The organism is Serratia sp. LS-1 (assembly GCF_003719595.1).
Classification (GTDB): Bacteria; Pseudomonadota; Gammaproteobacteria; order Enterobacterales; family Enterobacteriaceae; genus Serratia; species Serratia ureilytica.
On sequence record NZ_CP033504.1, the window covers coordinates 917,756 to 943,573 of the forward strand.

Annotated in this window: 21 protein-coding genes; 13 read left to right on the forward strand and 8 right to left on the reverse strand. The window is 59.2% G+C overall.

What is annotated here, in order from left to right:
* Positions 1-16: 16 nt before the first annotated feature.
* Together moeB and moeA are read right to left on the reverse strand one after the other, a co-directional pair.
* Positions 17-772, reverse strand: coding sequence for a molybdopterin-synthase adenylyltransferase MoeB (gene moeB, locus EDY99_RS04545; protein WP_033650587.1), 756 nt, complete (start codon positions 770-772; stop codon positions 17-19).
* A 2-nt stretch (positions 773-774) separates the two neighbouring features.
* Complete coding sequence (gene moeA / locus EDY99_RS04550) at positions 775-2,013, reverse strand: molybdopterin molybdotransferase MoeA (protein WP_089194461.1); 1,239 nt, start codon at positions 2,011-2,013, stop codon at positions 775-777.
* A gap of 157 nt (positions 2,014-2,170) precedes the next feature.
* Between moeA and EDY99_RS04555 the strand changes: the two genes are divergently transcribed.
* The 6 genes from EDY99_RS04555 (at position 2,171) to gsiD (ending at position 9,366) form a co-directional block, all read left to right on the forward strand.
* A complete protein-coding gene (locus EDY99_RS04555) occupies positions 2,171-2,707 on the forward strand; it encodes a DUF924 family protein (RefSeq protein ID WP_033650589.1) in 537 nt (178 codons plus the stop codon).
* Between the two features lie 358 nt (positions 2,708-3,065).
* On the forward strand, positions 3,066-4,022 hold the full coding sequence (locus EDY99_RS04560; RefSeq protein WP_123061507.1) for an isoaspartyl peptidase/L-asparaginase family protein: 957 nt from the start codon (positions 3,066-3,068) through the stop codon (positions 4,020-4,022).
* A 19-nt stretch (positions 4,023-4,041) separates the two neighbouring features.
* Positions 4,042-5,916, forward strand: a complete 1,875-nt coding sequence (locus EDY99_RS04565; protein ID WP_096242079.1) for a dipeptide ABC transporter ATP-binding protein — start codon at positions 4,042-4,044, stop codon at positions 5,914-5,916.
* 23 nt (positions 5,917-5,939) lie between these two features.
* Complete coding sequence (gene gsiB, locus EDY99_RS04570) at positions 5,940-7,475, forward strand: glutathione ABC transporter substrate-binding protein GsiB (protein WP_123061508.1); 1,536 nt, start codon at positions 5,940-5,942, stop codon at positions 7,473-7,475.
* Positions 7,476-7,527: 52 nt separating this feature from the next.
* The gene (gene gsiC / locus EDY99_RS04575; protein WP_019454429.1) at positions 7,528-8,448 is read left to right on the forward strand and encodes a glutathione ABC transporter permease GsiC; all 921 of its coding nucleotides are present in this window, start codon (positions 7,528-7,530) and stop codon (positions 8,446-8,448) included.
* Positions 8,449-8,457: 9 nt separating this feature from the next.
* Complete coding sequence (gene gsiD / locus EDY99_RS04580) at positions 8,458-9,366, forward strand: glutathione ABC transporter permease GsiD (protein WP_172428001.1); 909 nt, start codon at positions 8,458-8,460, stop codon at positions 9,364-9,366.
* 142 nt (positions 9,367-9,508) lie between these two features.
* Here the strand turns inward: gsiD and fghA are convergent, their stop codons facing one another.
* The 3 genes from fghA to EDY99_RS04595 are packed head-to-tail and all read right to left on the reverse strand — an operon-like array spanning position 9,509 to position 12,441.
* A complete protein-coding gene (gene fghA / locus EDY99_RS04585) occupies positions 9,509-10,351 on the reverse strand; it encodes an S-formylglutathione hydrolase (protein WP_015377214.1) in 843 nt (280 codons plus the stop codon).
* 14 nt (positions 10,352-10,365) lie between these two features.
* Positions 10,366-11,490, reverse strand: a complete 1,125-nt coding sequence (locus tag EDY99_RS04590; RefSeq protein WP_160880177.1) for an S-(hydroxymethyl)glutathione dehydrogenase/class III alcohol dehydrogenase — start codon at positions 11,488-11,490, stop codon at positions 10,366-10,368.
* A gap of 30 nt (positions 11,491-11,520) precedes the next feature.
* A complete protein-coding gene (locus tag EDY99_RS04595) occupies positions 11,521-12,441 on the reverse strand; it encodes a LysR family transcriptional regulator (RefSeq protein WP_033654969.1) in 921 nt (306 codons plus the stop codon).
* A gap of 105 nt (positions 12,442-12,546) precedes the next feature.
* Here EDY99_RS04595 and EDY99_RS04600 point away from each other — a divergent pair, with 105 nt between their 5' ends.
* The 7 genes from EDY99_RS04600 to mglC all read left to right on the forward strand — a co-directional run bounded on the left by EDY99_RS04600 (position 12,547) and on the right by mglC (position 20,919).
* Positions 12,547-13,704, forward strand: coding sequence for a YbfB/YjiJ family MFS transporter (locus tag EDY99_RS04600; protein ID WP_123061509.1), 1,158 nt, complete (start codon positions 12,547-12,549; stop codon positions 13,702-13,704).
* A 244-nt stretch (positions 13,705-13,948) separates the two neighbouring features.
* Positions 13,949-14,614 (forward strand): GTP cyclohydrolase I FolE, encoded by a 666-nt coding sequence (gene folE / locus EDY99_RS04605; protein WP_004938969.1) that lies wholly within the window; start codon positions 13,949-13,951, stop codon positions 14,612-14,614.
* Positions 14,615-14,693: 79 nt separating this feature from the next.
* Complete coding sequence (yeiB, locus tag EDY99_RS04610) at positions 14,694-15,866, forward strand: DUF418 domain-containing protein YeiB (RefSeq protein WP_123061510.1); 1,173 nt, start codon at positions 14,694-14,696, stop codon at positions 15,864-15,866.
* A gap of 127 nt (positions 15,867-15,993) precedes the next feature.
* Positions 15,994-17,031 carry an HTH-type transcriptional regulator GalS gene (gene galS / locus EDY99_RS04615; RefSeq protein ID WP_096242082.1) on the forward strand — a complete coding sequence of 346 codons (1,038 nt, stop codon included), beginning with the start codon at positions 15,994-15,996 and terminating at the stop codon, positions 17,029-17,031.
* A gap of 265 nt (positions 17,032-17,296) precedes the next feature.
* On the forward strand, positions 17,297-18,289 hold the full coding sequence (gene mglB / locus EDY99_RS04620; protein WP_033650594.1) for a galactose/glucose ABC transporter substrate-binding protein MglB: 993 nt from the start codon (positions 17,297-17,299) through the stop codon (positions 18,287-18,289).
* Positions 18,290-18,388: 99 nt separating this feature from the next.
* Positions 18,389-19,897, forward strand: a complete 1,509-nt coding sequence (gene mglA / locus EDY99_RS04625; protein ID WP_004938959.1) for a galactose/methyl galactoside ABC transporter ATP-binding protein MglA — start codon at positions 18,389-18,391, stop codon at positions 19,895-19,897.
* An 11-nt stretch (positions 19,898-19,908) separates the two neighbouring features.
* Entirely contained in the window at positions 19,909-20,919 is a 1,011-nt protein-coding gene (mglC, locus tag EDY99_RS04630; protein ID WP_033642445.1) for a galactose/methyl galactoside ABC transporter permease MglC, read from the forward strand.
* 919 nt (positions 20,920-21,838) lie between these two features.
* Here mglC and sanA read toward each other — a convergent pair.
* From sanA to EDY99_RS04645, 3 genes are all read right to left on the reverse strand, one after another.
* A complete protein-coding gene (sanA, locus tag EDY99_RS04635; RefSeq protein WP_004938948.1) occupies positions 21,839-22,582 on the reverse strand; it encodes an outer membrane permeability protein SanA in 744 nt (247 codons plus the stop codon).
* 233 nt (positions 22,583-22,815) lie between these two features.
* Complete coding sequence (locus tag EDY99_RS04640) at positions 22,816-23,757, reverse strand: glycosyltransferase (RefSeq protein WP_089196797.1); 942 nt, start codon at positions 23,755-23,757, stop codon at positions 22,816-22,818.
* Between the two features lie 195 nt (positions 23,758-23,952).
* A complete protein-coding gene (locus EDY99_RS04645) occupies positions 23,953-25,392 on the reverse strand; it encodes a lipopolysaccharide biosynthesis protein (protein ID WP_101453345.1) in 1,440 nt (479 codons plus the stop codon).
* Positions 25,393-25,818 lie beyond the last annotated feature (426 nt).

A 25,818-nucleotide genomic window follows, 5' to 3' on the forward strand; every position in this document is an offset into this window, starting at 1 on the left:
GCCCTTTTTTTATCCGTCATGCCCCGCCGCACACCTCGCAGTGCGGATCCTTCGGCAGTTTCATCTCGCGGAACTGCATGCTCATTGCATCGAACATCAACAGCTTGCCGCGCAGCGGTTGACCATAGTCGGCCAACAGCTTGATGGCTTCCATCGCCTGCAGGGTGCCGATAGTGCCGACCAGCGGCGCCATCACGCCCGCTTCGACGCAGGTGAGGGCGCTGTCGCCGAACAACCGGCTCAGGCAGCGGTAGCAGGGCTCGCCCGGCTGATAGGTGAACACGCTGAGCTGGCCCTCCATGCGGATCGCCGCGCCGGAAACCAGCGGCCTCTGCTGCGCGTGGCACAGGCGGTTCAGCGCGTCGCGCGCCGCCACATTATCGGTGCAGTCCAGCACCAGATCGCAGGCGGCGATCTCTGCTGCAACCGCATCGTCTTCCAGACGACCGTCGATGGCGTCGATGCGGATATGCGGATTGATGGCGCTCAGTTCCTGCCTGGCGGAGGCGACTTTGCTCTGGCCGATGCGATCGTCGCGGTGCAGGATCTGGCGCTGCAGATTGGAGAGCGAGACGGTGTCGAAATCCACCAGCACCAGATGGCCGACCCCGGCTGCCGCCAGATAAGGCGCGGCGGCGCAGCCCAGCCCGCCCAGCCCGGCGATCAGCACGCGGGCGGCCTTCAGCTTCTCCTGGCCGTCGAAGTCAAAGCCGCGCAGCACGATCTGGCGGTTGTAGCGCAGCGCTTCGGCGTCGGTCAATTCCGGCAACATGTTCAGCTCCTCAGCAGGGCGTTGAAAGGCTCAATCTCCACCGTTTCACCCGCCGCCACCGAACCGCGTTCGCGCTCCAGCACGATGAAACAGTTGCCCTGGCTGTAGGAGCTGAAGACGTGCGAGCCCTGGTGGCCGGTGGTGCTCACCTCCAGTTCGCCCGCGGCGTTGCTGCTGAACACGCCGCGCTGAAAATCGAGGCGGCCCGGCGATTTCTTCAGCGGCGTCAGCGCCCGCGCGCGCAAGCGCGGCGGCAGGCGCCAGTCGCTGTGGCCGGCCAGCTTCGCCAGCAGCGGTTGCACCAGTTGGTAGAAGGTCAGGGCGGCGGAAACCGGGTTGCCCGGCAGGCCGCAGAACCAGGCGTGGCCCAGTTTGCCGAAGGCGAACGGTTTGCCGGGTTTGATCGCCAGCTTCCAGAAGCTGACCTGGCCCAGCTCGTCGAGCATCTGTTTGGTGTAGTCGGCTTCGCCGACCGAGACGCCGCCGCTGCTGATCACTACGTCGGCCTGGCTGTCCGCTTGTTCGAAGGCGGCGCGCAGCGCATCGCGATCGTCGCGGATAATGCCGAGATCGAGCACGTCGCAGCCCAGCTGCTCCAGCATCAGGCGCACCGCGAAGCGGTTGGTGTCATAGATCTGGCCCGCCTGCAGCGGCTGGCCGACCGGCTGCAGTTCGTCGCCGGTGGAGAACACCGCCACCTTCAGCTTACGCATCACCTGCACTTCGGCGACCCCGAGCGAGGCCAGCAGCGGCAGCTGCGCGGCGCCCAGCTTCACGCCGGCCGGCAACACGCTGGCGCCTTGGCGAATGTCTTCACCCGCCAAACGGATATTCTGGCCGGCTTCTACCGGGGCGGTAAAACGCACGCCCTGGTCGCTCACTTCGGCCTGCTCTTGCATGATCACCGCGTCCGCCCCGGCCGGGATCGGCGCGCCGGTCATGATGCGCACGCAGCTGTTGGCCGGCCATTCACCGTCGAACGGCGCGCCGGCGAAGGCTTTCCCGGCGACCGGCAGCGGCGCATTGGCCGCCAGATCGGCGAGGCGCACCGCATAGCCGTCCATCGCCGAGTTGGCGAACGGCGGCACGTCGAGGGGCGAGACCACCGGCGCGGCGGTGATGCGGCCGGCGGCGGCGGTCAGGGCGACGGATTCGGTCTGTTGCAGCGGGGCGATCTGCCCGAGCATTTTTTCCAGCGCTTGCTCCAGGGAGATGAGATCGGAAGTATGGCAATGATCCATAAGGGGAACTCCGTAATCAGGGTGCGCAATGATAGCGACAAAGTGCGGGTATTATGGCAGAGAACGCCGGGGGGGAGAACGGGTTATGCCCGCCATCTTTCGCACTGCGGCGCTGGGGCGATCGGGTATAAACTGCGTAAAACAGAGGAGGATCATGATGCATAAACAGGTTATCGAGTTCTGGTTCGACGAGATCGAACCGGTGATGTGGTTCAAAAAGGACGATGATTTCGATCGTCTGCTGCACAGCCGCTTCGGCGAAATCTGGCGGGCGGCGGCGGCGGGAGAGCTGGCTCACTGGCGCGACACCATCGAAGGGCGGCTGGCGGAGGTGATCGTGCTCGATCAGTTCAGCCGCAACCTGTTCCGCGGCACGCCGCAGTCGTTCGCCTGCGACGGCATGGCGTTGATTCTGGCGCAGGAGGCGATCCGCAGCGGCGAGTGCGAACGGCTGAGCCGCGAGCAGCGCGGCTTCCTTTATCTGCCGTTCATGCATTCGGAATCGCCGCTGATTCACCAACAGGCGCTGGTGTTGTATACCGAGCTCAATAACGGCGATCAGCTGGAATTCGAACTGCGTCATAAGGCGATCATCGATCGTTTCGGCCGTTACCCGCATCGCAATGCGATATTGGGGCGCATCAGCACGCCGGAAGAAGAGGCCTTTTTACAGCAACCCGGTTCCGGTTTTTAATCGCGGAGTATCTTCGCCCGGCCGGGAAAAAAACGGCAGGCCGGGCGTCGAAATAATGATTATTCAGCGTGAACGTTTATTTCATGACCCCATGCCGCTATTTCCTCTCGCGAAATTACCAATAATCCTAGCCGCACTCTCAGCGGTTTGCTGCTTTTTATAACCTGCTGTTTTTATTCCAATAAGCTATTTCAAGGTGCGAAACGGTCTAAGCGCGCTACGCTAAAAGTGGGGCATGGACGTTATGCTGTACTTCCACAGTCGGGCTAAATAGCATCGAAAAAAGACTGAATAATAATGATACCGCGCTCAGCTTATTCGCTGTGCTACGGCGGGATTAACACAGGGTGTCAGGCAAATGAGCAAACCAGTGATTGCCATTCATGGCGGCGCGGGCGCAATTACCCGGGCGGCGCTGAGTGCGGAAAAGGAACGGCAGTATATTCAGGCGCTGTCCGAGATCGTGGCCGCCGGTCAGGCGATATTGGCACAGGGCGGCAGCGCGCTGGACGCGGTGACCGAAGCGGTGCGGCTGCTCGAAGAGTGCCCGCTGTTCAACGCCGGTAAAGGATCGGTGTTCACCCATCAGGGCACCCACGAGCTGGACGCCTGCGTGATGGACGGCCGCACCTGCGATGCCGGCGCCGTCGCCGGCGTCAGCCGCATCCGCAACCCGGTGCTGGCGGCGCGCGCGGTGCTGGAAAACAGCGAACACGTGCTGTTTGCCGCCGAAGGCGCCGAGAAGTTTGCCGCGGCCCACGGCCTGGAACTGGTCACCCCCGATTTCTTCTTTACTCAGGAACGTTTCGATCAGCTGCACCGGGCCCAGGCGGAGCAGGGCCGGGTATTGCTCGATCACGACGGTGCGGCGCAGGCCGGCGAGCCGCTCGATCCCGATCGCAAATTCGGCACCGTCGGCGCGGTGGCGCTGGATGCGCTGGGCAATCTCGCCGCCGCCACCTCCACCGGCGGCATGACCAACAAGCAGGCCGGGCGGGTAGGCGACACGCCGATTATCGGCGCCGGCTGCTATGCCAACAACGCCACCGTGGCGGTCTCCAGCACCGGCACCGGTGAAATCTTCATGCGCGGCGTGGCGGCCTATGACGTCTCCGCCCTGATCGAATACGGCGGGCTCAGCCTGCAAGAGGCCAGCGATCGGGTGGTGATGGAGAAGCTTCCGGCGCTGGGCGGCAGCGGCGGCATGATCGCCGTCGATCGCCACGGCAATATCGCGCTGCCGTTCAACAGCGAGGGGATGTACCGCGGTTTTGGCTATGTCGGCGATGCGCCGTCCGTCGGGATTTATCGCTAAGCGTTCACCGGGAGGGTGTATGACCGACGTTTCATTCCGGCCCGCCGGCGACGGGCTGTCATTGCCGCCGCAGCGGGTGCTGACGGTGCGCGATCTGAGCATCAGCTTTCCTCAAGCGGACGGCGCCGTAGACGCGGTGCGCAACCTGTCGTTCGATCTCGATCGCGGCGAGACGCTGGCGATCGTCGGCGAGTCCGGCTCCGGCAAATCGGTCACTTCGCTGGGGCTGATGCGGCTGGTGGAGCAGGGCGGCGGGCGTATCGTCAGCGGCGCTATGACGCTGCGCCGGCGCGACGGCGCGCTGCTCGATTTGGCGCGCGCCTCGCAGCACACGCTGCGCACGGTTCGCGGCGCCGACATGGCGATGATCTTCCAGGAGCCGATGACCTCGCTCAATCCGGTATTTCCGGTCGGCGAGCAGATCGCCGAATCGCTGCGTTTGCATCAGGACATGGACCACCGCAGCGCGCGCCAGGAGGCGCTGCGCATGCTCGATCTGGTGCGTATTCCGGAGGCTAAAGAGGTATTGGGGCGCTACCCGCATCAGCTTTCCGGCGGTATGCGCCAGCGGGTGATGATCGCCATGGCGCTCTCCTGCAAGCCGGCGCTGTTGATTGCCGATGAGCCCACCACCGCCCTCGACGTCACCATTCAGGCGCAGATCCTGCAGCTGATCCGCGTGCTGCAACAGGAGATGCAGATGGGGGTGATCTTCATCACTCACGACATGGGCGTGGTGGCGGAGATCGCCGATCGGGTGCTGGTGATGCGCCGCGGTGAGCAGGTGGAACAAAATCGGGTGCGCGAGCTGTTTGCCGCGCCGCAACATGCCTATACCCGGGCGCTGCTGGCGGCAGTGCCGAAGCTGGGGGCGATGGCCGATCGGCCGCTGCCGGCGAAGTTTCCGCTGCCGGATGGCGAGGGCGATGAAGCGCCGCAGGATACTGTGCCGCCAGACGCTGCGCCGATCCTGCGGGTAGAGCATCTGGTCACGCGTTTTGATCTGCGCGGCGGGTTGTTCAATCGGGTCACTCGCCGGGTGCACGCGGTAGAAAACGTCAGTTTCGATCTTTACCCCGGCGAGACGCTGGGGCTGGTGGGCGAGTCCGGCTGCGGCAAGTCCACCACCGGGCGCTCTTTGCTGAAGCTGGTGGACAGCCAGAGCGGCACCATCACCTTCGCCGGGCGGCGAATCGATCGGTTGAAGGGGCCGGCGCTGCAGCACCTGCGGCGCGATATTCAGTTCATCTTTCAAGATCCTTACGCCTCGCTCGATCCGCGCCTGACGGTCGGTTTCTCCATCATGGAGCCGCTGTTGGTGCACAACGTGATGCGCGGCCGTGAGGCGGAAAGGCGGGTGGCCTGGCTACTGGAACGCGTCGGTCTGCAGCCGGAGCATGCGCGCCGCTATCCGCACGAATTTTCCGGCGGCCAACGCCAGCGCATCTGCATCGCGCGCGCGCTGGCGCTGAACCCGAAAGTGGTGATCGCCGACGAGGCGGTCTCGGCGCTGGACGTATCGATTCAGGCGCAGATCGTCAATCTGCTGCTCGATCTGCAGCGCGAGTTCGGCATCGCTTTTCTGTTTATTTCACACGACATGGCGGTGGTGGAGCGCATCAGCCACCGGGTAGCGGTGATGTACCTCGGGCAAATTGTCGAGATCGGCCCGCGGCAGGCGGTGTTCGACAACCCGCAGCACCCCTATACCCGCAAGCTGATGGCGGCGGTGCCGGTGGCCGATCCCGCTCACGCCCACAAACGGCAGCCGCTGCCGGCTGATGAGATCCCCAGCCCAGTGCGCGCGCTGGGCGATGAACCCGTTACCGCACCGCTGGTGCAGGTTGGCGCCGGGCACTTTGTCGCCCGCCACCCGATCGCCGGTGCTTTTTAAAGACCTCAGGAGAGACAAGCGACATGAAGCACACATTCAAACGCAATGCGCTGTTGGCCGCCGTACTGCTGGCGGCGGGAACTAGCCCTGTCTGGGCAGCGAAGGACGCGGTGATCGCCGTGGCTTCCAACTTCACCACCCTCGATCCTTACGACGCCAACGACACGCTGTCGCAGGCGGTGGCCAAGTCTTTCTATCAGGGGCTGTTCGGCTTCGACAAGGACATGAAGCTGGTGAACGTGCTGGCGGAAAGCTATGAGGTCAGCAAAGACGGCCTGACCTATACCGTCAAACTGCGCCAGGGCATTAAATTCCACGACGGCACCGCGTTCAACGCCGAAGCGGTGAAGGCCAACCTCGATCGCGCCAGCAACCCGGACAGCCACCTCAAGCGCTACAACCTGTTCAAGATGATCGACAAAACCGAAGCGGTGGACGCCAATACGGTGAAGATCGTGCTGAAGGCGCCGTTCTCGGCGTTCGTCAACAATCTGGCGCACCCGGCGGCGGCGATCATCTCGCCGGCGGCGCTGAAGCAATACGGCAAAGAGATCGGTTTCCACCCGGTGGGCACCGGGCCGTATCAGTTCGTGACCTGGAACCAGACCGACTTCGTCAAGGTGAAGAAGTTCGACGGCTACTGGCAGCCGGGGCTGCCGAAGCTCGACAGCATCACCTGGCGCCCGGTGGTGGATAACAACACCCGCGCGGCGATGCTGCAGACTGGCGAGGCGACCTTCGCCTTCCCGATCCCTTACGAGCAGGCCAAGGTGCTGGAAGGCAACGCCAAGCTGGACGTGGTGGCCGCGCCGTCCATTCTGCAGCGTTACATCAGCATGAACGTCACCCAAAAGCCGTTCGACAACCCGAAGGTGCGCCAGGCGCTGAACTACGCCATCAATAAGGACGCGCTGATCAAGGTGGCGTTCGCCGGTTACGCGGTGCCGGCGGAAGGCCCGGTGCCGCCGGCCATCGACTTCGCCGCCCGCTATAAACCGTGGCCGTACGATCCGGCCAAGGCGCGCGAGCTGCTGAAAGAGGCCGGCTACCCGAACGGCTTCACCACCACGCTGTGGTCGTCCCACAACCACAGCACCGCGCAGAAAGTGCTGCAGTTCACCCAACAGCAACTGGCGCAGGTGGGGGTGAAAGTGACGGTGACGGCGATGGATGCCGGGCAGCGCGCGGCGCAGGTGGAGAGCGTCGGGGTGAAAGACACCGGCGTGCGGCTGTTCTACACCGGCTGGTCGGCCTCGACCGGGGAAGCGGACTGGGCGCTGTCGCCGCTGTTCTCTACCCAGGCGGCGCCGCCGAAGCAGTTCAACACTGCGTTCTACAGCAACCCGCAGGTGGACAAGGATCTGACCGACGCGCTGGCGACCACCGATCGCGCCGAGAAGCAGAAATTGTATCAGGACGCGCAGGATCGCATCTGGGCCGACGCGCCCTGGATCTTCCTGGCGACCGAACGTCTGTTGTCGGCCAACAGCAAACAGCTGAGCGGCTTCTACGTGATGCCGGATACCTCGTTCAACTTTGATAACGCCGATCTGAAATAAGGCGCCCATCCCCGCCTGCGGCCAGACGGCGGCGGGCGGGGGAAGGAATGAGATGCTCAATTATTTTCTGAAACGACTGCTGGGCCTGATCCCGACGCTGTTGATTGTGGCGGTGCTGGTGTTCCTGTTCGTCCACCTGCTGCCGGGCGATCCGGCGCGGCTGGCGGCGGGGCCGGAGGCCGACGAGGCGGTGGTGCAGCTGGTGCGCAAGGATCTGGGGCTGGATAAGCCGCTGCCGCAGCAGTTTGCGCACTTCTTCGTCAACGCGCTGCGGGGCGACTTCGGCATCTCTATGGTGTCCAAACGCCCGGTGAGCGAAGAGATCGCCTCGCGTTTTATGCCGACCTTCTGGCTGACCGTCGCCAGCATGCTGTGGGCGGTGGCGTTCGGTTTGGCGATCGGGGTAGTGTCGGCGGTGTGGCGTAACCGTTGGCCGGATCGTCTCGGCATGACCCTGGCGGTGTCGGGGATCTCGTTCCCGGCCTTTGCGCTCGGCATGCTGTTGATGCAGGTGTTCTCGGTCGAGCTGGGGTGGCTGCCGACGGTGGGCGCCGACAGCTGGCGGCACTACATTCTGCCTTCGGTAACCCTGGGGGCGGCGGTGGCGGCGGTGATGGCGCGCTTCACCCGCGCTTCGTTCGTCGAGGTGTTGCAGGAGGACTACATGCGCACCGCGCGCGCCAAGGGCGTGCGGGAAAGCGTGGTGGTGATGAAGCACGGCCTGCGCAACGCGATGATCCCGGTGGTGACCATGATGGGGCTGCAGTTCGGTTTCCTGCTCGGCGGTTCGATCGTGGTGGAGAAGGTGTTCAACTGGCCGGGGCTGGGGCGCTTGCTAGTGGACTCGGTGGAGATGCGCGATTACCCGGTGATCCAGGCCGAGGTGCTGTTGTTCTCGCTGGAGTTCATCCTGATCAACCTGCTGGTGGATATGCTGTACGCGGCGATCAACCCGGCGATTCGTTACCAATGAGGACGCGGCATGATTAAGCATTGGCGGCGCAGCGCCGCATTGAAGGCGATGCCGCTTATCGACCCTAACGCGGTACGCACGCCGTGGGGCGAATTTTGGCGGCGTTTTCGCCGCCAGCGGGCGGCGCTGGTCGCCGGCCTGTTGGTGCTGCTGCTGATTGCGGCGGCGCTGCTGGCGCCTTATCTGGCGCCGTTCGATGCGGAAAATTACTTCGATTACGACCGGCTGAATGAGGGGCCTTCGCTGATGCATTGGCTGGGCGTCGACTCCCTCGGGCGCGATATCTTCAGCCGCATCCTGATGGGCACGCGTATTTCGCTGGCGGCCGGGGTGTTCTCGGTGCTGGCGGGCGGGGCGATCGGCACCCTGCTGGGGCTGCTGGCCGGTTACTATGAGGGCTGGTGGGATCGCCTCACCATGCGCGTCTGCGACGTGCTGTTCGCGTTTCCCGGCATTCTGCTGGCGATCGGCGTGGTGGCGATCATGGGCAGCGGCATGGCCAACGTGATCGTCGCGGTGGCGATCTTCAGCATTCCGGCCTTCGCCCGCCTGGTGCGCGGCAATACGCTGGTGCTGAAGCACCTGACCTATATCGAATCGGCGCGCAGCATCGGCGCCTCGGACTGGACCATCATCCTGCGGCACATTCTGCCGGGCACCCTGTCTTCGATCGTGGTCTATTTCACCCTGCGCATCGGCACCTCGATCATCACCGCCGCCAGCCTGTCGTTTCTGGGCCTGGGCGCCCAGCCGCCGACGCCGGAGTGGGGGGCGATGCTCAACGAGGCGCGCGCCGATATGGTGATCGCGCCGCACGTGGCGATCTTCCCCAGCCTGGCGATATTCATCACCGTGCTGGCCTTCAACCTGTTGGGCGACGGATTGCGCGACGCATTGGATCCGAAATTGAAGGAGTGATGGTTTAACGTATGGCGCATATTTGAACGGGCTCAAATGACGTCTCAGTGCCATTATCCGTTCAATAAGCTGTATTGTTAGCACGAAGATGATTGCTGGTTTTTGAAGAAATACGGGCGGTTAAACCGCCCGGATTTTTTTATCAGCGGAACAGGTGCTCGGCGTGGAAACGCAGGTGATCTTCCACGAAGGTGGCGATGGTGAAGTAGCTGTGATCGTACCCCGGCTGAATGCGCAGCGTCAGCGGCCAGTCGCGCTGGCGCGCCAGTTCGGCCAGCCGCGCCGGCTGCAGCTGATCGGCCAGGAACTGGTCGTCATCGCCCTGATCGATAAGGACCGGCATTTTTTCCGCGCCGCTGGCCAGCAGATGGCAGCTGTCGTACTGCAGCCACTGGCTCTCGTCGCTGCCCAGATAGGCGGTGAACGCCTTGCGGCCCCACGGCACCTGGCACGGGTTGACGATCGGCGCGAAGGCTGATACCGAGCGGAAGCGCTGCGGATTGCGAAACGCCATCATCAGCGCGCCGTGGCCGCCCATCGAGTGGCCGAAGATCGACTGACGATCGCTGACGCTGAAGTGCTGTTCGATCAGCGCCGGCAGTTCGGCGCTGATGTAGTCGTACATGCGGAAGTGACGATCCCACGGCGCCTGGGTGGCGTTCAGGTAGAACCCGGCACCCTGGCCCAGATCGTAGCCTTCGTCGTTCGGCACCTCGTCGCCGCGCGGGCTGGTATCCGGCATCACCAGCACCAGGCCCAGCTCGGCGGCGATGCGCTGCGCGCCGGCTTTCAACGTGAAGTTCTCGTCGTTGCAGGTCAGCCCCGACAGCCAGTACAACACCGGCGGCGGGTTGTCATCGCGCGGCGGCGGCAGGTAGATGCTGAATGTCATGTTGCAATTCAGGCTCTGCGCCGCGTGGCGGTAACGCTGTTGCCAGCCGCCGAACATGCGGTGCTCTTCGAGAAGTTCCAATGACAACGTCATCTCTGCCTCCTGGCTTATTTGTCGAAGTGGATGACGGAACGGATCGATTTGCCTTCGTGCATCAAATCGAACGCTTCGTTGATCTGCTCCAGCCCCATGGTGTGGGTGATAAAGTCGTTCAGCGCGAATTCGCCGTCCAGATAGCGCTCGACGATGCCCGGCAGCTGCGAACGGCCCTTGACGCCGCCGAATGCCGAACCGCGCCAGACGCGGCCGGTGACCAGCTGGAACGGCCGGGTCGAGATCTCTTCGCCGGCGCCCGCGACGCCGATGATCACCGATTCACCCCAGCCCTTGTGGCAGCACTCCAGCGCGGAACGCATCACGTTGACGTTGCCGATGCACTCGAAGGAAAAGTCGACGCCGCCGTCGGTCAGCTCGACGATCACCTCCTGAATCGGTTTGTCATAGTCTTTCGGGTTGATCAGATCGGTAGCGCCCAGCTTGCGCGCCAGATCGAACTTGCTGGTGTTGATGTCGATGCCGATGATGCGGCCCGCGCCGGCCATCTGCGCGCCGATGATCGCCGACAGGCCGATGCCGCCCAGGCCGAAGATCGCCACGGTGTCGCCCGGTTGCACTTTGGCGGTGTTCATCACCGCGCCCATGCCGGTAGTGACGCCGCAGCCCAGCAGGCACACTTCCTCCAGCGGCGCTTCCTTGTTGATTTTCGCCAGTGAAATTTCCGGCACCACGGTGTATTCGGAGAAGGTGGAGGTGCCCATGTAGTGGAAGATCGGCTTGCCGTCCTTGAAAAAGCGGGTGGTGCCGTCCGGCATCAGGCCTTTGCCCTGAGTGGAGCGGATCGCCTGGCACAGGTTGGTCTTGCCGGATTTACAGAATTTGCACTCGCCGCACTCCGGGGTGTAGAGCGGGATCACGTGATCGCCGACCGCCACGCTGGTGACGCCTTCACCGACCGCTTCCACCACGCCGCCGCCCTCGTGGCCGAGGATCGCCGGGAACACGCCTTCCGGATCTTTGCCGGACAGGGTGTAGGCGTCGGTGTGACAAACGCCGGTGGCGACGATCCGCACCAGCACTTCGCCTTTTTGCGGTGGCATCAGCTCGACTTCTTCGATCTTCAGCGGCTGGTTCGGGCCCCAGGCAACGGCGGCGCGGGTTTTGATCATCTCCATCATAGTCTCCTCAGTGGTTTTCTTTTTAAATCAGGCGATATCGACAACGTCTGATAAATCGTTGGGGGTGCTTTCATCAACAGCGGCGGTTTCCGTCTGTTCAATAATCAATTCTTTCAGCGCGCGCACGTTCGGCCCGAACGCGTCGCGGCGCCACAGCAGCCAGGTGGCGGTGTCGGCCACGTCCGGCGGCAGGGGGTGAACCCGAACCCGCTCATGGCCCGGCAGCAGGCTGAGCACCGAATGCGGGATCATCGCCAGCCCGGCGCCGCTGGCGACGCAGGCCAGCATGGCGTGATAGGACTGGATCTCCATGATCTGCCCCGGCCGCGCGCCTTCGCGCTTGAACCAGGCCTCCAGCCGCAGGCGGTAGGAACAGCTGGCGCGAAAGGCGAACAGCGTTTCGCCGTTGGCGTCTTTGGCGCTGTGGATCGGCGCGTGATCGAGACAGGAGATCACCACCATATGTTCAGGATAGGCGATGCAGCCGTTTAGCTCGTCATAGGGCACCGGGCCGTCGACCAGCGCTGCCGCCAGCGTGCCGGCGCGCACCCGATCGGCGATTTCGCCGGAGGTGCCGGTAGTCAGCGACAGAGACACCTGCGAGAAACGCTGGTGGTAAGCTGCCAGCAGCGAGGGCAGGCGGGTGGCGGCGGTGCTCTCCATCGAGCCGAGAGCAAAGTTGCCCGCCGGTTCGCCGGCATGGGTGATGCTCATCGCCTCGTCGCTCAGCGCCAGGATGCGATTGGCGTAGCACAGAAAGTTATGGCCCATCGGCGACAGGCGCAGGCGCTGTTTTTCGCGGATAAACAGATCGGCGCCCAGCTCCTGCTCGAGCTGGCGCAGCCGGGTGGTCAGATTCGACGGCACGCGGTGCAGCTGCTCGGCGGCGCGGGCGACCGAGCCGGTTTCCGCTACGCAGCAGAACATGCGAAGCTGAGTCAGATCCATAATATTCTCGTTTCGTGATGAACTTGATAACTATTATTCAGTTTTTGTGATTTTAATACTGCGGCATGATACTGGCAACTTTCTTTTAACCTTTTGGATACCGGTATGGCTTTACGTATTGCCTTGAGCGGGTTTGCCGCGCTGATCGTGGCGATGGGCATTGGCCGCTTCGCTTTCACCCCTCAGGTGCCACTGATGATCGCTGACCACCAGTTCAGCCTGACCGGCGCTGCGCTGGTGGCGGCGATCAACTATTTGGGATACCTGTGCGGCGCCTACGACGCGATGCGCGCCACGCGCCACGTCGAGCGGCGCCTGTGGCTGGGCGTATGGGGTGCGATGGCGCTGACGCTGCTGTCGGCGTTGGCGCAGGATGAATGGACCCACGGCGCGCTGCGCTTCGTCATCGGCTGGGCCAGCGGCTGGGCGATGGTGCTGGTGGCGGCCTGGACCAACGAGCGGTTGGCGCACTACGGCCGGCCGGCGCTGAGCGCGGCGGTGTTCGCCGGGCCGGGCGCCGGCATCTTCCTCAGCGGCATGCTGGCGGTGGGCATCAACGCGCTGGGGCTGACGGCGGCGCAGGCCTGGCTGGTGTATGGCGGGCTGGCGCTGGTGCTGGTCGGGGGGATTAGCGCCTTTCTGCCGCGCAGCGGCGAGCTGCATCGCCCGGACGTGGCCCCGGAGCCGCTGCTGCTGACGCCGGCGCTCAAGCGTCTGGTGTGGAGCTACAGCCTGGCCGGCTTCGGCTATATCCTGCCGGCGACCTTCTTGTCGCAGATGGCGGCGGCGCGTTTTCCCGACAGCCTGTTCGCACAGTTCGTCTGGCCGGTGTTCGGCGGCGCGGCGGTGCTGGGGATCGTTATCGGCATTGTGACCCGCCATCGGCTGACTACCCAAACCCGGTTGGCGATCACGCTGTGGGTACAGGCGCTCGGCGTACTGAGCGCCGAAGTGGTGCCGGGCGTGGCCGGCCTGGCGCTCGGGGCGTTGCTGACCGGCGGCGGTTTCCTCTGCGTGGTGCAGCTTGCCCTGCAGCACGGCCGTGAACTGGCGCCGCGCCATGCGCGCTACATGGCCGGATTGCTGACCACCGGTTATGCGATCGGCCAGCTGGTTGGACCGATGCTGTCGGCGCTGTCGACCGCCTTGACCCATCGGTTGGAACCGGCGCTGTATGTGGCGGTGATAGCGCTGTTGGTGGCCGGAGGGCTGGCGGTGAATACCCCGGCGCGGCGGTTGGCGCAAAAAACGGCGACTCGGTGATTAAAATCCATACAAAAAGCGTGGAGACCCGCAGCCGGCCTGATTGTGCTAAATGCGAAGATTTCACCTCTGGATGAAGCACTATCACTGGATAATCGCCGCGCTCTCATCTACAGTGGGGGCAAAATCTTGACCGGGTTCACGTTATCCACCACGAAAACTCTGCCGTCACGAGAGCAAGCAATTCGCCGGCCGCACGCCCTATCAGGCCGCCGGCGGGTTCCGTCCGCAGGAGAACAAATACATGACATCATTAAGTAAAGAAGCCGCGCTGGTGCATGCTGCACTGGAAGAGCGTGGTCTGGAGACACCGCTGCGCGGGGAAGTGCTGGATCGCGAAACGCGCAAGCGTCGCATCAAAGAGCACATGACCGAAATCATGCAGCTGCTGAATCTCGATCTGTCTGACGACAGCCTGGCGGAAACGCCGCATCGCATCGCCAAAATGTATGTCGACGAGATCTTCTCCGGTCTGGACTACGCCAACTTCCCGAAAATCACCGTCATCGAGAACAAAATGAAGGTGGATGAGATGGTGACGGTGCGCGATATCACGCTGACCAGCACCTGTGAACACCACTTCGTCACCATTGACGGCAAGGCCACCGTGGCCTATATCCCGAAAGACTCGGTGATCGGTCTGTCGAAGATCAACCGCATTGTGCAGTTCTTCTCCCAGCGCCCGCAGGTGCAAGAGCGCCTGACCCAGCAGATCCTGGTCGCGCTGCAGACCCTGCTCGGCACCAATAACGTGGCGGTATCGATCGATGCGGTCCATTATTGTGTCAAAGCGCGCGGCATTCGCGACGCGACCAGCGCCACCACCACCACCTCGTTGGGGGGGCTGTTCAAGTCCAGCCAAAATACCCGCCAGGAGTTCCTGCGCGCGGTGCGCCATCACCAGGGGTGATGGCGTTGCGGGGCGACTCGCAAAACGACAACAGGCGCCTGCGGGCGCCTTTTTCATGAGCGGAAGACAGCGATAAAAAATGAACAGTCATCCTCTGCCGCGCATCGCCACGCTGGACTGCGTGCGCGGCATCGCCATCCTCGGCATCTTATTGCTGAACATCAGCGCCTTCGGCTTGCCGAAGGCCGCCTACCTCAATCCGGCCTATCTGGGGATGCCGTCATCGCGCGACGCCTGGACCTGGGCGCTGCTGGATCTCTTCGCCCAGGCCAAGTTCCTGGCGATGTTCGCACTGCTGTTCGGCGCCGGGCTGCAAATGCTGCTGCGACGCGGCAAAAGCTGGATCCGCGCGCGGCTGTCATGGCTGGTGCTGTTCGGCCTCGCGCACGCCATCTTCCTGTGGGACGGCGACATTCTGCTGGCCTACGGGCTGATCGGCCTGGTGTGCTGGCGCATGATCCGCGAAGCCAAAGACACATTCCAACTGCTGAAAACCGGCGTGGTGCTCTACCTGATCGGCGTGGCGGTGCTGCTGCTGCTCGGTTTTGTCTCGCACGGTGAACCGGGCAGCTTCTGGCAGCCGGGCGTGGCGGAGTTGCAGTACGAGAAGTTCTGGAAGCTGCAGGGCGGTTTCGAAGCCTGGCGCAGCCGCGCCGATCTGCTCTCGTCCAGCCTGCTGGCCATCGGCGCGCAGTATGGCTGGGAGCTGGCGGGGCTGATGCTGTTCGGCGCCGGGCTAATGCGCAGCGGCTGGCTGCGCGGCAGCTATTCCTCCGGCTATTACCTGCGGCAGGCGGCGTGGCTATTGCCGCTGTCCGTGCTGATCCAACTGCCGGCGGTGGTGCTGCAATGGCAGGTGCACTGGGACTATCGCTGGAGCGGTTTCCTGCTGCAGGTGCCGCGCGAGCTGGGCGCGCCGCTGCAGGCGCTGGGCTATCTGGCGCTGTGTTACGGTTTCTGGCCCGCGCTGTCGCGCCTGCGCATCGCCCACTGGCTGAGCCAGGTGGGGCGCATGGCGCTGAGCAACTACCTGTTGCAAACGCTGATCTGCACTACGCTGTTTTATCGCTTTGGCCTCTATGAGCAGTTCGACCGGCTGCAGCTGTTGGCGTTTGTGCCGCTGGTCTGGTGGGTCAACCTGGTCTTTTCCGCACTGTGGCTGCGTTACTTCGAACAGGGGCCGATGGAATGGCTGTGGCGCAAATTGACGCAGATGGCCGCCGGTGAAACGGAATCCAAAGCGCTGAAGTGAGCGCCCATCGGCAGGTTAAAAAAATGTATGTAAACGTTTTCTTTCCTGTGACGTAATTCACGCAGCGCTGCGGGTCAATCGGGGTAGGATAGCGCCACCGGCCACTACCCCGATTTCAGGATCCCGCATGCCTCCAGTTCATCCGATCACTATTCGCGACGTGGCGAAACGCGCCGGCGTCTCCGTGGCGACCGTGTCTCGCGTGCTCAATCACAGCGCGCTGACCAGCAAAGAGACGCGCGAACAGGTGCTGCAGGCGGTGGCGGAACTGGGCTACCGCCCCAACGCCAATGCACAGGCGCTGGCGACCCAAAGCAGCGATACGCTGGGCGTGGTGGTGATGGACGTGTCCGATCCGTTCTTCGGCGCGCTGGTGAAAGCGGTAGACACGGTGGCGCAGAAACACCACAAGTATCTGCTGATCGGCAACAGTTATCATCAGGCGGACAAAGAGCGCCATGCGATCGAAGTGCTGATCCGTCAGCGCTGTAACGCCCTGATTGTTCACGCCAAAGCCTTGAGCGACGCCGAACTGATCGGCTTTCTGGAGCAGGTGCCGGGCATGGTGCTGATCAATCGGATTATCCCCGGCTATGAGCCGCGCTGCGTTGGGCTGGACAATGTCTGCGGCGCTGACATGGCGATGCGTCTTCTGCTCTCGCAGGGCCATCGGCGCATCGGTTATCTGGGCTCCAATCACCCGATCGAAGACGGGCCGCTGCGTCAGCAAGGCTATGCGCAGGCGATGGCCGCCGCCGGGCTGGCGAAGCCCGACAGCTGGCGCGCGTACGGTTCGCCGGATCTGCAGGGCGGCGAGGCGGCGATGGTCGAGCTGCTGGGGCGCAACTTACAGCTGAGCGCGGTGTTTGCCTACAACGACGCCATGGCCGCCGGCGCCATGGCGGTGCTGAAAGAAAACGGTATCACGGTGCCGCAGCATTTTTCGCTGATCGGCTTCGACGACATTCCCATCGCGCGCTACACCAGCCCCAAACTCACCACGGTGCGTTACCCGATCGTTTCGATGGCCACGTTGGCGACCGAGCTGGCATTACAGGGCGCAGCAGGCCTGGCGGAGCCGCAGGCGAGCCATCTGTTCATGCCGACGCTGGTGCGGCGCCATTCTGTCGCCCCCTGGCAAAGTGAGGCGACGGTCACTCTCTGACGATTTAATCTTGTGTAACCGTTTTCAAACTGTGAGAAAATTCACAGAATATTAACATCACGCCGTCTATGCTCTAGGCGTTTTCAGGCGCAAAGGCCCTTGCCGCTGTAACCGTTTATCTCGCGCTGACACAGCATTTCTCGGAAATAACAAGATCCACGGACGACAGGTGTTGAGTGGAAATCGCCTGGCCTGGGGTGCGCGCACTGCCGGTGACCATTGGCTCAAAGACGAGTAATACCCTACACAGAACCGGAGATTGACAATGAATAAGAAGGTTTTCACCCTGGCCGCCATGGCCGCTGCCATGATGTTTGGCGCCGCAGCCCATGCTGATACCCGTATTGGCGTCACGATTTACAAATACGACGACAACTTCATGTCGGTGGTGCGCAAAGCGATCGAGAAAGACGCCAAGGCTTCACCGGACGTTACCCTGTTGATGAATGACTCGCAGAACGATCAGTCCAAACAGAACGATCAGATCGACGTGCTGCTGGCCAAGGGCGTGAAAGCGCTGGCGATCAACCTGGTCGACCCGGCCGCGGCGCCGGTGGTTATCGATAAGGCGCGCGCAAACGATATCCCGGTGGTGTTCTACAACAAAGAACCTTCCCGCAAAGCGCTGGACAGCTATGACAAGGCGTATTACGTCGGCACCGATTCCAAAGAGTCCGGCGTGATCCAGGGCGAACTGATCGCCAAACACTGGAAAGCCAATCCGGCCTGGGATCTGAACAAAGACGGCCAGATCCAATTCGTGCTGCTGAAGGGCGAGCCGGGCCACCCGGATGCCGAAGCGCGCACCACCTACGTGGTGAAAACGCTGAACGAGAAAGGCATCAAGACCCAACAGCTGCAGTTGGATACCGCGATGTGGGATACCGCGCAGGCGAAAGACAAGATGGACGCCTGGCTCTCCGGCCCGAACGCCAACAAGATCGAAGTGGTGATCGCCAACAACGACGCCATGGCGATGGGCGCGGTGGAAGCGCTGAAAGCGCACAACAAGACCAGTATTCCGGTGTTCGGCGTGGATGCGCTGCCTGAAGCGCTGGCGCTGGTGAAATCCGGCGCGATGGCGGGCACGGTGCTGAATGACGCCGACAATCAGGCGAAGGCCACCTTCGAGCTGGCGAAAAACCTGGCGGCGGGCAAACCGGCCACCGAAGGCACCCAATATAAAATCGAAAATAAAGTCGTGCGTATCCCTTACGTCGGCGTAGATAAAGACAACCTGTCTCAGTTCATTAAATAAGAATTGAGATCCCGCTAAGACCCCGTCTGCGGCGCCAACACCAGGGATACCGCCGGCGGGGATGTTTACGACTGCAAGATCGTTAAGCCAGGTGTATTTATGGCCGATAGCTCACGCGAATTTTTGCTGGAAATGACGGATATTTGTAAGTCATTTCCCGGCGTCAAAGCCTTGGACAATGTCAATTTACGCGTCCGTCCGCACTCCATTCACGCCCTGATGGGAGAGAACGGCGCGGGGAAATCGACGTTGTTGAAATGCCTGTTCGGCATTTACAAAAAAGACAGCGGCAGCATTGTATTTCAGGGCCGGGAAATCGACTTCAAGAGCTCGAAGGAAGCGCTGGAGCACGGCGTTTCCATGGTGCATCAGGAGCTGAACCTGGTGCTGCAGCGCACCGTGATGGACAACATGTGGCTGGGACGCTACCCGACCAAAGGCCTGTTCGTCGATCAGGACAAGATGTTCAAAGACACTCAGGCGATCTTCGACGAGCTGGATATCGACATCAACCCGCGCGAAAAGGTGGGCAACCTGTCGGTGTCGCAGATGCAGATGATCGAGATCGCCAAAGCGTTTTCCTATGACGCCAAGATCGTCATCATGGACGAACCGACCTCTTCGTTGACGGAGAAAGAGGTCAATCACCTGTTCACCATCATCCGCAAGCTGAAAGAGCGCGGCTGCGGCATCGTCTATATCTCGCACAAGATGGAAGAGATCTTCCAGCTGTGTGACGAGATAACGGTGCTGCGCGACGGCCAGTGGATCGCCACCCAGCCGCTGGAAGGGCTGGATATGGACAAGATCATCGCCATGATGGTCGGCCGCTCGCTGAGCCAGCGTTTCCCCGACAGGCAGAACACGCCGGGTGAGGTGATCCTCGAGGTGAAGAACCTGACGTCGCTGCGGCAGCCTTCGATCCGCGATGTGTCCTTCGATCTGCACCAGGGCGAGATCCTCGGCATCGCCGGGCTGGTGGGCGCCAAACGCACCGACATCGTCGAGACGCTGTTCGGCATTCGCGAGAAGGTGGCGGGCACTATCAAGCTGCACGGCAAGGCGATCGACAACCACAGCGCCAACGAAGCGATTAACCACGGTTTCGCGCTGGTGACCGAAGAGCGGCGATCCACTGGGATTTACGCCTACCTCGACGTGGGTTTCAACTCGCTGATCTCCAACATCCGCAATTATAAAAACAAGCTCGGCCTGCTGGACAACGCGCGGATGAAGAGTGACACCCAGTGGGTGATCGACGCCATGCGGGTGAAAACGCCGGGGCATCACACCCATATCGGCTCGCTGTCCGGCGGCAATCAGCAGAAGGTGATCATCGGCCGCTGGCTACTGACGCAGCCGGAGATCCTGATGCTGGATGAACCGACGCGCGGCATCGACGTGGGCGCCAAGTTCGAGATCTATCAGCTGATGACCGAGCTGGCGAAGAAGGGCAAGGGGATCATTATCGTCTCGTCCGAAATGCCGGAGCTTTTGGGGATCACCGACCGCATTTTGGTGATGAGCAACGGCCAGGTTGCGGGCATCGTTAATACCAAGCAGACCTCGCAGAATGAAATCTTACGTCTCGCCTCCCTGCACCTTTAAGGATTCGAATTATGAACGCGCTAAATAAAAAAACCTTATTTACCTATTTCAAGGAAGGCGGCATTTACGTGGTGTTGCTGGTGTTGTTGGCCATCATCATCATTCAGGACCCCACTTTCCTCAGCCTGATGAACCTGAGCAATATCCTGACGCAGTCTTCGGTGCGCATCATCATCGCGCTGGGCGTGGCGGGGCTGATCGTGACCCAGGGCACCGACCTGTCCGCCGGGCGGCAGGTGGGGCTGGCGGCGGTGGTGGCGGCCACGCTGCTGCAGTCGATGGATAACGTCAACAAAGTGTTCCCGCACATGGAAACCTGGTCGATTCCCGTGGTCATCCTGCTGGTGTGTGCGGTCGGCGCGGTGATCGGCCTGGTTAACGGCCTGATTATCGCCTACCTCAACGTGACGCCGTTCATCACCACGTTGGGCACCATGATCATCGTCTACGGCATCAACTCGCTGTATTACGATTCGGTCGGCGCGTCGCCGGTCGCCGGCTTCGATCCGAAGTTCTCCACCTTTGCCCAGGGCTTCTTGCGCTTCGGCGACTTCAAGCTGTCGTACATCACCTTCTATGCGCTGATTGCCATCATTTTCGTCTGGATCCTGTGGACCAAGACCCGCTTCGGCAAGAACATCTTCGCCATCGGCGGCAACCCGGAAGCGGCCAAAGTGTCCGGCGTCAACGTGCCGCTGAACCTGATCATGATCTATGCGCTGTCCGGCGTGTTCTATGCCTTCGGCGGCTTGCTGGAAGCGGGGCGCATCGGCAGCGCCACCAACAACCTCGGCTTTATGTATGAGCTGGACGCCATCGCCGCCTGCGTGGTGGGGGGCGTCTCGTTTGCCGGCGGGGTGGGTACGGTGTGGGGTGTGGTGACCGGGGTGATCATCTTTACCGTCATCAACTACGGCCTGACCTATATCGGCATCAACCCGTACTGGCAGTACATCATCAAGGGCAGCATCATCATCTTCGCTGTGGCGCTGGACTCGTTGAAATACGCCAAGAAGAAGTAGAGCTACCGCAGCACAGACGACAAGGCCGGCCTATTGCCTAATGCTGGTCAGTTAGCGTTTTTTTGAAGTACTCGAGTCGTTTTCGGTCGATAAATGAGAGGTGCATCATGAGGCTCCAGCACCTCGACCGAGCCAGGGGCCGAAGGCGCGGCCCCTGGCAACCCGCGCCTTTGCCCTATCAGACGGTTGGCTTTGCCAACGTTACTCAGCCCATCCCTGGGCTTCGCCCCTTCGGGGCCGCTGCAAGCAGCGTTCAAATCTGCTCCAGGCAGATTTGTCCTCTCTCCGCCATAGCGCATTGAGGCCGGTTGCGACAGGCGTCCCTGCCTGTCTCACCTGAAACCGCCGTCCATGGCGGTTTCTCCTAATGCACTATGCCTGCGTTCGGCGTCTTCAAGGGCGTCCAATACCGTGCTCATCTCCGATTTCGCTTCTCTGTCATAACCTCATAAGGGACAGGTTGCCCGGTAGCTGCCAGCTCGGGTGTTGACCTTAGGCGCGCATCACCGGCTGCCGAGCAAGACGGCGTTGTCAGGGGCAACCGGCCAGGGAAGGCCGGTTGAGGCGAGACTAACAGGGACGTTTGTCGCAGCCGACCCGCCCGACAATGCAGACGCGGCGAGGACAAATCTGCCGGGAGCAGATTTGAACGCTGCTTGCAGCGGCCCCGAAGGGGCGAGGCCCAGGGTGGGCCGAGTAATTTCCGCACAGCGGACAGACGGTGTTAAGCAAGGGCGCGGGTGGAGGGGCCGCGCCTTCGGCCCCTCCAATTGCCGTTCATTGTAGTAACAGAGAAATTCGGGGGATTTACGGCAATTCATCCTGCACGTCACGTAAAGAGACTGGATAAAAAATACCAGTCACGCTTAAGTGACCGGCATTAGGCCTATTTTTCCGGCTTTTTTGGGCGTTTGCCGCGTCAAGGCTGTTTGGCTTTCTGCTTCTCTTCTTTCAGCTTGTGCTCCAGCTCCACCAACTGTTCCGGCGAGACGGCGGGATAACCCTGGGCGTCTTCCGGCACGGTGTGCATGGCGGAGATCGGGATCAGCGGGCCGAGGAAGCGCGGCTCGCGCTTGAGGATGTACAGATCGGTCAGCGCGCCCAGACGGGCGAAGATCTCGCGGGCGCGCACCGTCATCATGTCCTTTGGCGACGGCACCGCGTAACACTGCGCCTGAATGCCCATGTGCAGGGCGATAAACAGCGCGCGCTCGCAGTGGAAGCGCTGGGTGATGATGATGAAATCGTTGGTGTCGAACACCTTGCGGGTGCGCACGATGGAATCCAGGGTGCGGAAGCCGGCGTAATCCAGCACGATATCGCTCGGCGCCACGCCGGCGGCGATCAGATCGCGGCGCATGGTCATCGGTTCGTTATAGCTTTGCTGGGCATTGTCGCCGCTCAGCAGCAGGTATTTTACCTTGCCGCTGTTATAGGCGTTGATCGCTCCCTGAATGCGGTAACGGTAATACTGGTTGATCACGCCGGTGCGATAATACTTGGCGGTGCCGAGCACTACGCCGACCTGGCGATGCGGCAATTCCTGCAGTTCGTCGTAGACGTAAGGCGCGGTTTTCCAGCTGATCCAGCGATCGAGCGCAATAGCCGAGCCCATCAACACCGCAATGATGATGAACAGGCTGATTATCAGGCGTTTCCACATGTTGTTGCCTTACGCGCGCCGGGCTGAAAAAGATGGATCAAGGCTACTTTACCTGACCGACCGACGCAAGACGCGAACCGCCTGAAGCACGCGCGTCGCCGCATTTTTCGGCGGTTCGGGCTGAAAAAAATTGATCGGCTCTGGTTGAAAGGGGGACACACAGACGGAGTTGGTAGATAAAAATGAAAAAAAAACCTGAAACTCAGCGCTCAGGGTTAACTTTTAGTGATGTTTTAAAAGTAAGATAAAATAAACTTGGCTAAGGTTTTTTTCCTGACATTCATCAAACCAATATCTTTGATGACTTCCAGATACTCTTTCTTCAGCTCTTTAGGTAAACGTTTGAAGCAGGCCTTAGCATCATTGAGTGATGAGCTAACACAATGAGAAATAAAACTATTTAAGCAAGCGTTCAATTCATCATCCGTTTGAGAGCGCAGTGCGGTCATTTTTTTCGCCACAGTTAAATAACCAATCGCATTTCGTTCGCTCTTCTTTGATGTCATGACTGAATTAGGGCGTATACGTCTTCTGTAAAGAATATCGTTTATACAAATAATTTTGGATTTCTGTGATAGAAGGATCTTAGTAGTAAATAAATTATCTTCATGCACGATGCCCGGATAAAAAGGATTATCCTTTACAAGTTGCGTTCTGGAAATGAACATGCACGGGCTTACCGTATAGTTATTTAATTTCCATGACCTTTTGAAAAAAGTATGGCTATCCATCGCCTCTTCACACAAGCGGGTATTTCTAATGTACTTAGGAGCAAAACCTGCCGTAAGCTCATCATCTGCACTATCGTAAAAACTTTCACCATTAAAGAAAACAATATCGCTCTTAGTCGCATTAAGTGCCGAGATACATTTTGATATCAATGAGTTATCAATGGCATCATCACTATCGAGAAAAATGACGAACTCGCCTGTAGCCAGTGTTAGCCCATTGTTCCTGGCGACTGACTGTCCCTGGTTTTTTTGCGTCAAAATTTTCAGTTTAGCGTTATTGTGAGCAAGTTCGGATAATAACTCTTCAGTGGTATCAGTTGATCCATCATTGACAACGATGACTTCAATGTTTTCGTAATCCTGCCCAAGCGCAGAGTTCACACACTCAACAATGTATTTGTCTGTATTATAGCTCGCTATAATAATGCTAACTTTAGGGTTCATATTGATTAAACTCAATCGGGATTAGTTTTAATTAGACTAACACGATTAGAAATTTTTTTAAACAAAAAAAACGCATTGATTAAAATTTGTGGGGAAGATCCGAGAATTAATGACGCATTTGTTATAATGAGATGACTGGCCAATTCTACTTTCTGTCGTCAACAGGGCCGGGAGTTGTTCCCCGGCCCTGTGAGTTTATACTTTTTTTAGTACAGCCTTTTTGAAATAATTAATTCTATCGCGTAAGAAAAATATTGATGTGACGAAGTATATAACTGCACCAAACAATGATACGCAAATCAATGAAAATATGCTATTTATCTCAATGTTTAAGTGGGAGAGGTGTAACAGCCAGTAGAGTGCTGCAAACATGATCCCTGAACAAATTCCTGGTCCAATGAGTCTGACAATAACCTCAAACAGGTTACCCCCTAATAGCCGCATTGTGATAGACATTGCCGGAATGAAGTTTATTACGTTAGCAACGAAATACAGCATAGTGAGTGTAATAATGTCGTATTGTACACCGATGATGAATGCACTTAATAGTAGGAAAGAGCCAAGGAAACCTAACATCAACAATATCCCTGCGCGCCCTTTAGACATTAAAACTGCACCGGTAGAACTGGTCAGAGACTGAACAATTCCTGTCGGTGCCAACCAGAGCATAATTGTGGCACTCAATGCCCACTCTGGTCCGAAAACAATATTAAAGAACGGTTCTCTTAGCGTTGCCAGACCTACCATCAGAGGAAAAACAAGGAATGTAATTACATCGATTGATTTCAGAAACAGCTTTTTGACTTCTGCTTCATTGTCTTGCTGACGACTCATTATAGGGAACAGTGAGCGGGACGCAATGAAAGTTAGGTTTTGAAGTGGAAATAGCATGATTCTGTAAGCCAGAGAATAAGAGCCGAGAACACTAGCACTCATATAACGACCAATAAGCATGCTGTCGGCATTTCTGGAGAAGTAATTGACAAAATTGAATAGTGTAAGATTACCGCTAAAGGAGAAAATTAATTTCAACTCTTCTCTGTTAAAAATTTTCTTTAGGCTTGGTCGCCAATCGCTTTTTATCCAAAGTAGGGTTGTTGATATAATTGCCGTCAGTAAGTTTGATACGACAAGACTATATACGCCAGCCCCCATATATGCAAGTATAATCGCAGCGATGAGAGAAATAATACCTGCGGACAACTCAATCAAAGAAGTTGTCATAAACTTTGAATTTCTTTCCAATAACGCCAGGTGGGTAGAACCGCTACTGGCAATAGGAAATGAAATGGACAAGAGAAGCAATACCTCGACTAATCGTGGTTCTTTAAATAAATGTGCAATTAGCGGTGAGAAAATTACAATTACAATGGCTATGATTGTCCCCATTGTAATGTTGAGACCAAAAATAGCGTTAATTGTGCTGTTCTTTAAATCACGATGTTGAATGATGGCCGCAGAGGTGCCCAAATCCCTGATCAAAAGGGAAAAGTTAATCACGACATAAGCCATGGCCATTAAACCGAATTCCCCGGGGGGAATCAGCCTTGCCAGAACGAGCATGCTCATTAACTGGGTGAAAACCTTACCCATTTGTGACAGAGTTACCCACTTTGCATTACTTAATGCGCTCATAAAAAACCTTAATGCTAATTCAAACCCTGAAAATAATGTTCATATTAAAAAACAATAAAAAAGTGCCCCGCCAATAAAAAATTAATTGAAAATACGAAATCTCTTCAAGATGATAAGTACTGTTTTATTTTTCAAAATAGTATGCCCTAAAAAATAATTTATGGGGTATTTAGACATAGCAAGTCACATTTTTCAAGGATTCTATAGGAGCAGAGAGCATTATCAGAATAGGTTGAGATTGGCGAAGGGCGACTTCAGAATCGAGTCGTGAAGTTTGCTTGTAAGGTGGTGAAAATGTATCCATAGCCATGAGGTCGCCAGCATTGCAGCCTTAATGCTCGGTACACAGAAGGGTAGTGATTGGTGGATTGTGGCAATCACTACCTCGGTATTCGTGCAATGTGCCTTGATAAGAAAGTCCTGGCC

What these genes read in the sequence shown, in the direction of transcription:
- gsiD (WP_172428001.1), top strand. Translation starts at nt 8,458, where the DNA reads ATGATTAAGCATTGGCGGCGCAGCGCCGCATTGAAGGCGATGCCGCTT.
- EDY99_RS04600 (WP_123061509.1), top strand. Translation starts at nt 12,547, where the DNA reads ATGGCTTTACGTATTGCCTTGAGCGGGTTTGCCGCGCTGATCGTGGCG.
- gsiB (WP_123061508.1), top strand. Translation starts at nt 5,940, where the DNA reads ATGAAGCACACATTCAAACGCAATGCGCTGTTGGCCGCCGTACTGCTG.
- moeA (WP_089194461.1), bottom strand. Translation starts at nt 2,013, where the DNA reads ATGGATCATTGCCATACTTCCGATCTCATCTCCCTGGAGCAAGCGCTG.
- EDY99_RS04640 (WP_089196797.1), bottom strand. Translation starts at nt 23,757, where the DNA reads ATGAACCCTAAAGTTAGCATTATTATAGCGAGCTATAATACAGACAAA.
- galS (WP_096242082.1), top strand. Translation starts at nt 15,994, where the DNA reads ATGCCTCCAGTTCATCCGATCACTATTCGCGACGTGGCGAAACGCGCC.
- EDY99_RS04645 (WP_101453345.1), bottom strand. Translation starts at nt 25,392, where the DNA reads ATGAGCGCATTAAGTAATGCAAAGTGGGTAACTCTGTCACAAATGGGT.
- gsiC (WP_019454429.1), top strand. Translation starts at nt 7,528, where the DNA reads ATGCTCAATTATTTTCTGAAACGACTGCTGGGCCTGATCCCGACGCTG.
- moeB (WP_033650587.1), bottom strand. Translation starts at nt 772, where the DNA reads ATGTTGCCGGAATTGACCGACGCCGAAGCGCTGCGCTACAACCGCCAG.
- EDY99_RS04555 (WP_033650589.1), top strand. Translation starts at nt 2,171, where the DNA reads ATGCATAAACAGGTTATCGAGTTCTGGTTCGACGAGATCGAACCGGTG.
- mglC (WP_033642445.1), top strand. Translation starts at nt 19,909, where the DNA reads ATGAACGCGCTAAATAAAAAAACCTTATTTACCTATTTCAAGGAAGGC.
- EDY99_RS04590 (WP_160880177.1), bottom strand. Translation starts at nt 11,490, where the DNA reads ATGGAGATGATCAAAACCCGCGCCGCCGTTGCCTGGGGCCCGAACCAG.
- EDY99_RS04565 (WP_096242079.1), top strand. Translation starts at nt 4,042, where the DNA reads ATGACCGACGTTTCATTCCGGCCCGCCGGCGACGGGCTGTCATTGCCG.
- sanA (WP_004938948.1), bottom strand. Translation starts at nt 22,582, where the DNA reads ATGTGGAAACGCCTGATAATCAGCCTGTTCATCATCATTGCGGTGTTG.
- folE (WP_004938969.1), top strand. Translation starts at nt 13,949, where the DNA reads ATGACATCATTAAGTAAAGAAGCCGCGCTGGTGCATGCTGCACTGGAA.
- yeiB (WP_123061510.1), top strand. Translation starts at nt 14,694, where the DNA reads ATGAACAGTCATCCTCTGCCGCGCATCGCCACGCTGGACTGCGTGCGC.
- mglA (WP_004938959.1), top strand. Translation starts at nt 18,389, where the DNA reads ATGGCCGATAGCTCACGCGAATTTTTGCTGGAAATGACGGATATTTGT.
- mglB (WP_033650594.1), top strand. Translation starts at nt 17,297, where the DNA reads ATGAATAAGAAGGTTTTCACCCTGGCCGCCATGGCCGCTGCCATGATG.
- fghA (WP_015377214.1), bottom strand. Translation starts at nt 10,351, where the DNA reads ATGACGTTGTCATTGGAACTTCTCGAAGAGCACCGCATGTTCGGCGGC.
- EDY99_RS04595 (WP_033654969.1), bottom strand. Translation starts at nt 12,441, where the DNA reads ATGGATCTGACTCAGCTTCGCATGTTCTGCTGCGTAGCGGAAACCGGC.
- EDY99_RS04560 (WP_123061507.1), top strand. Translation starts at nt 3,066, where the DNA reads ATGAGCAAACCAGTGATTGCCATTCATGGCGGCGCGGGCGCAATTACC.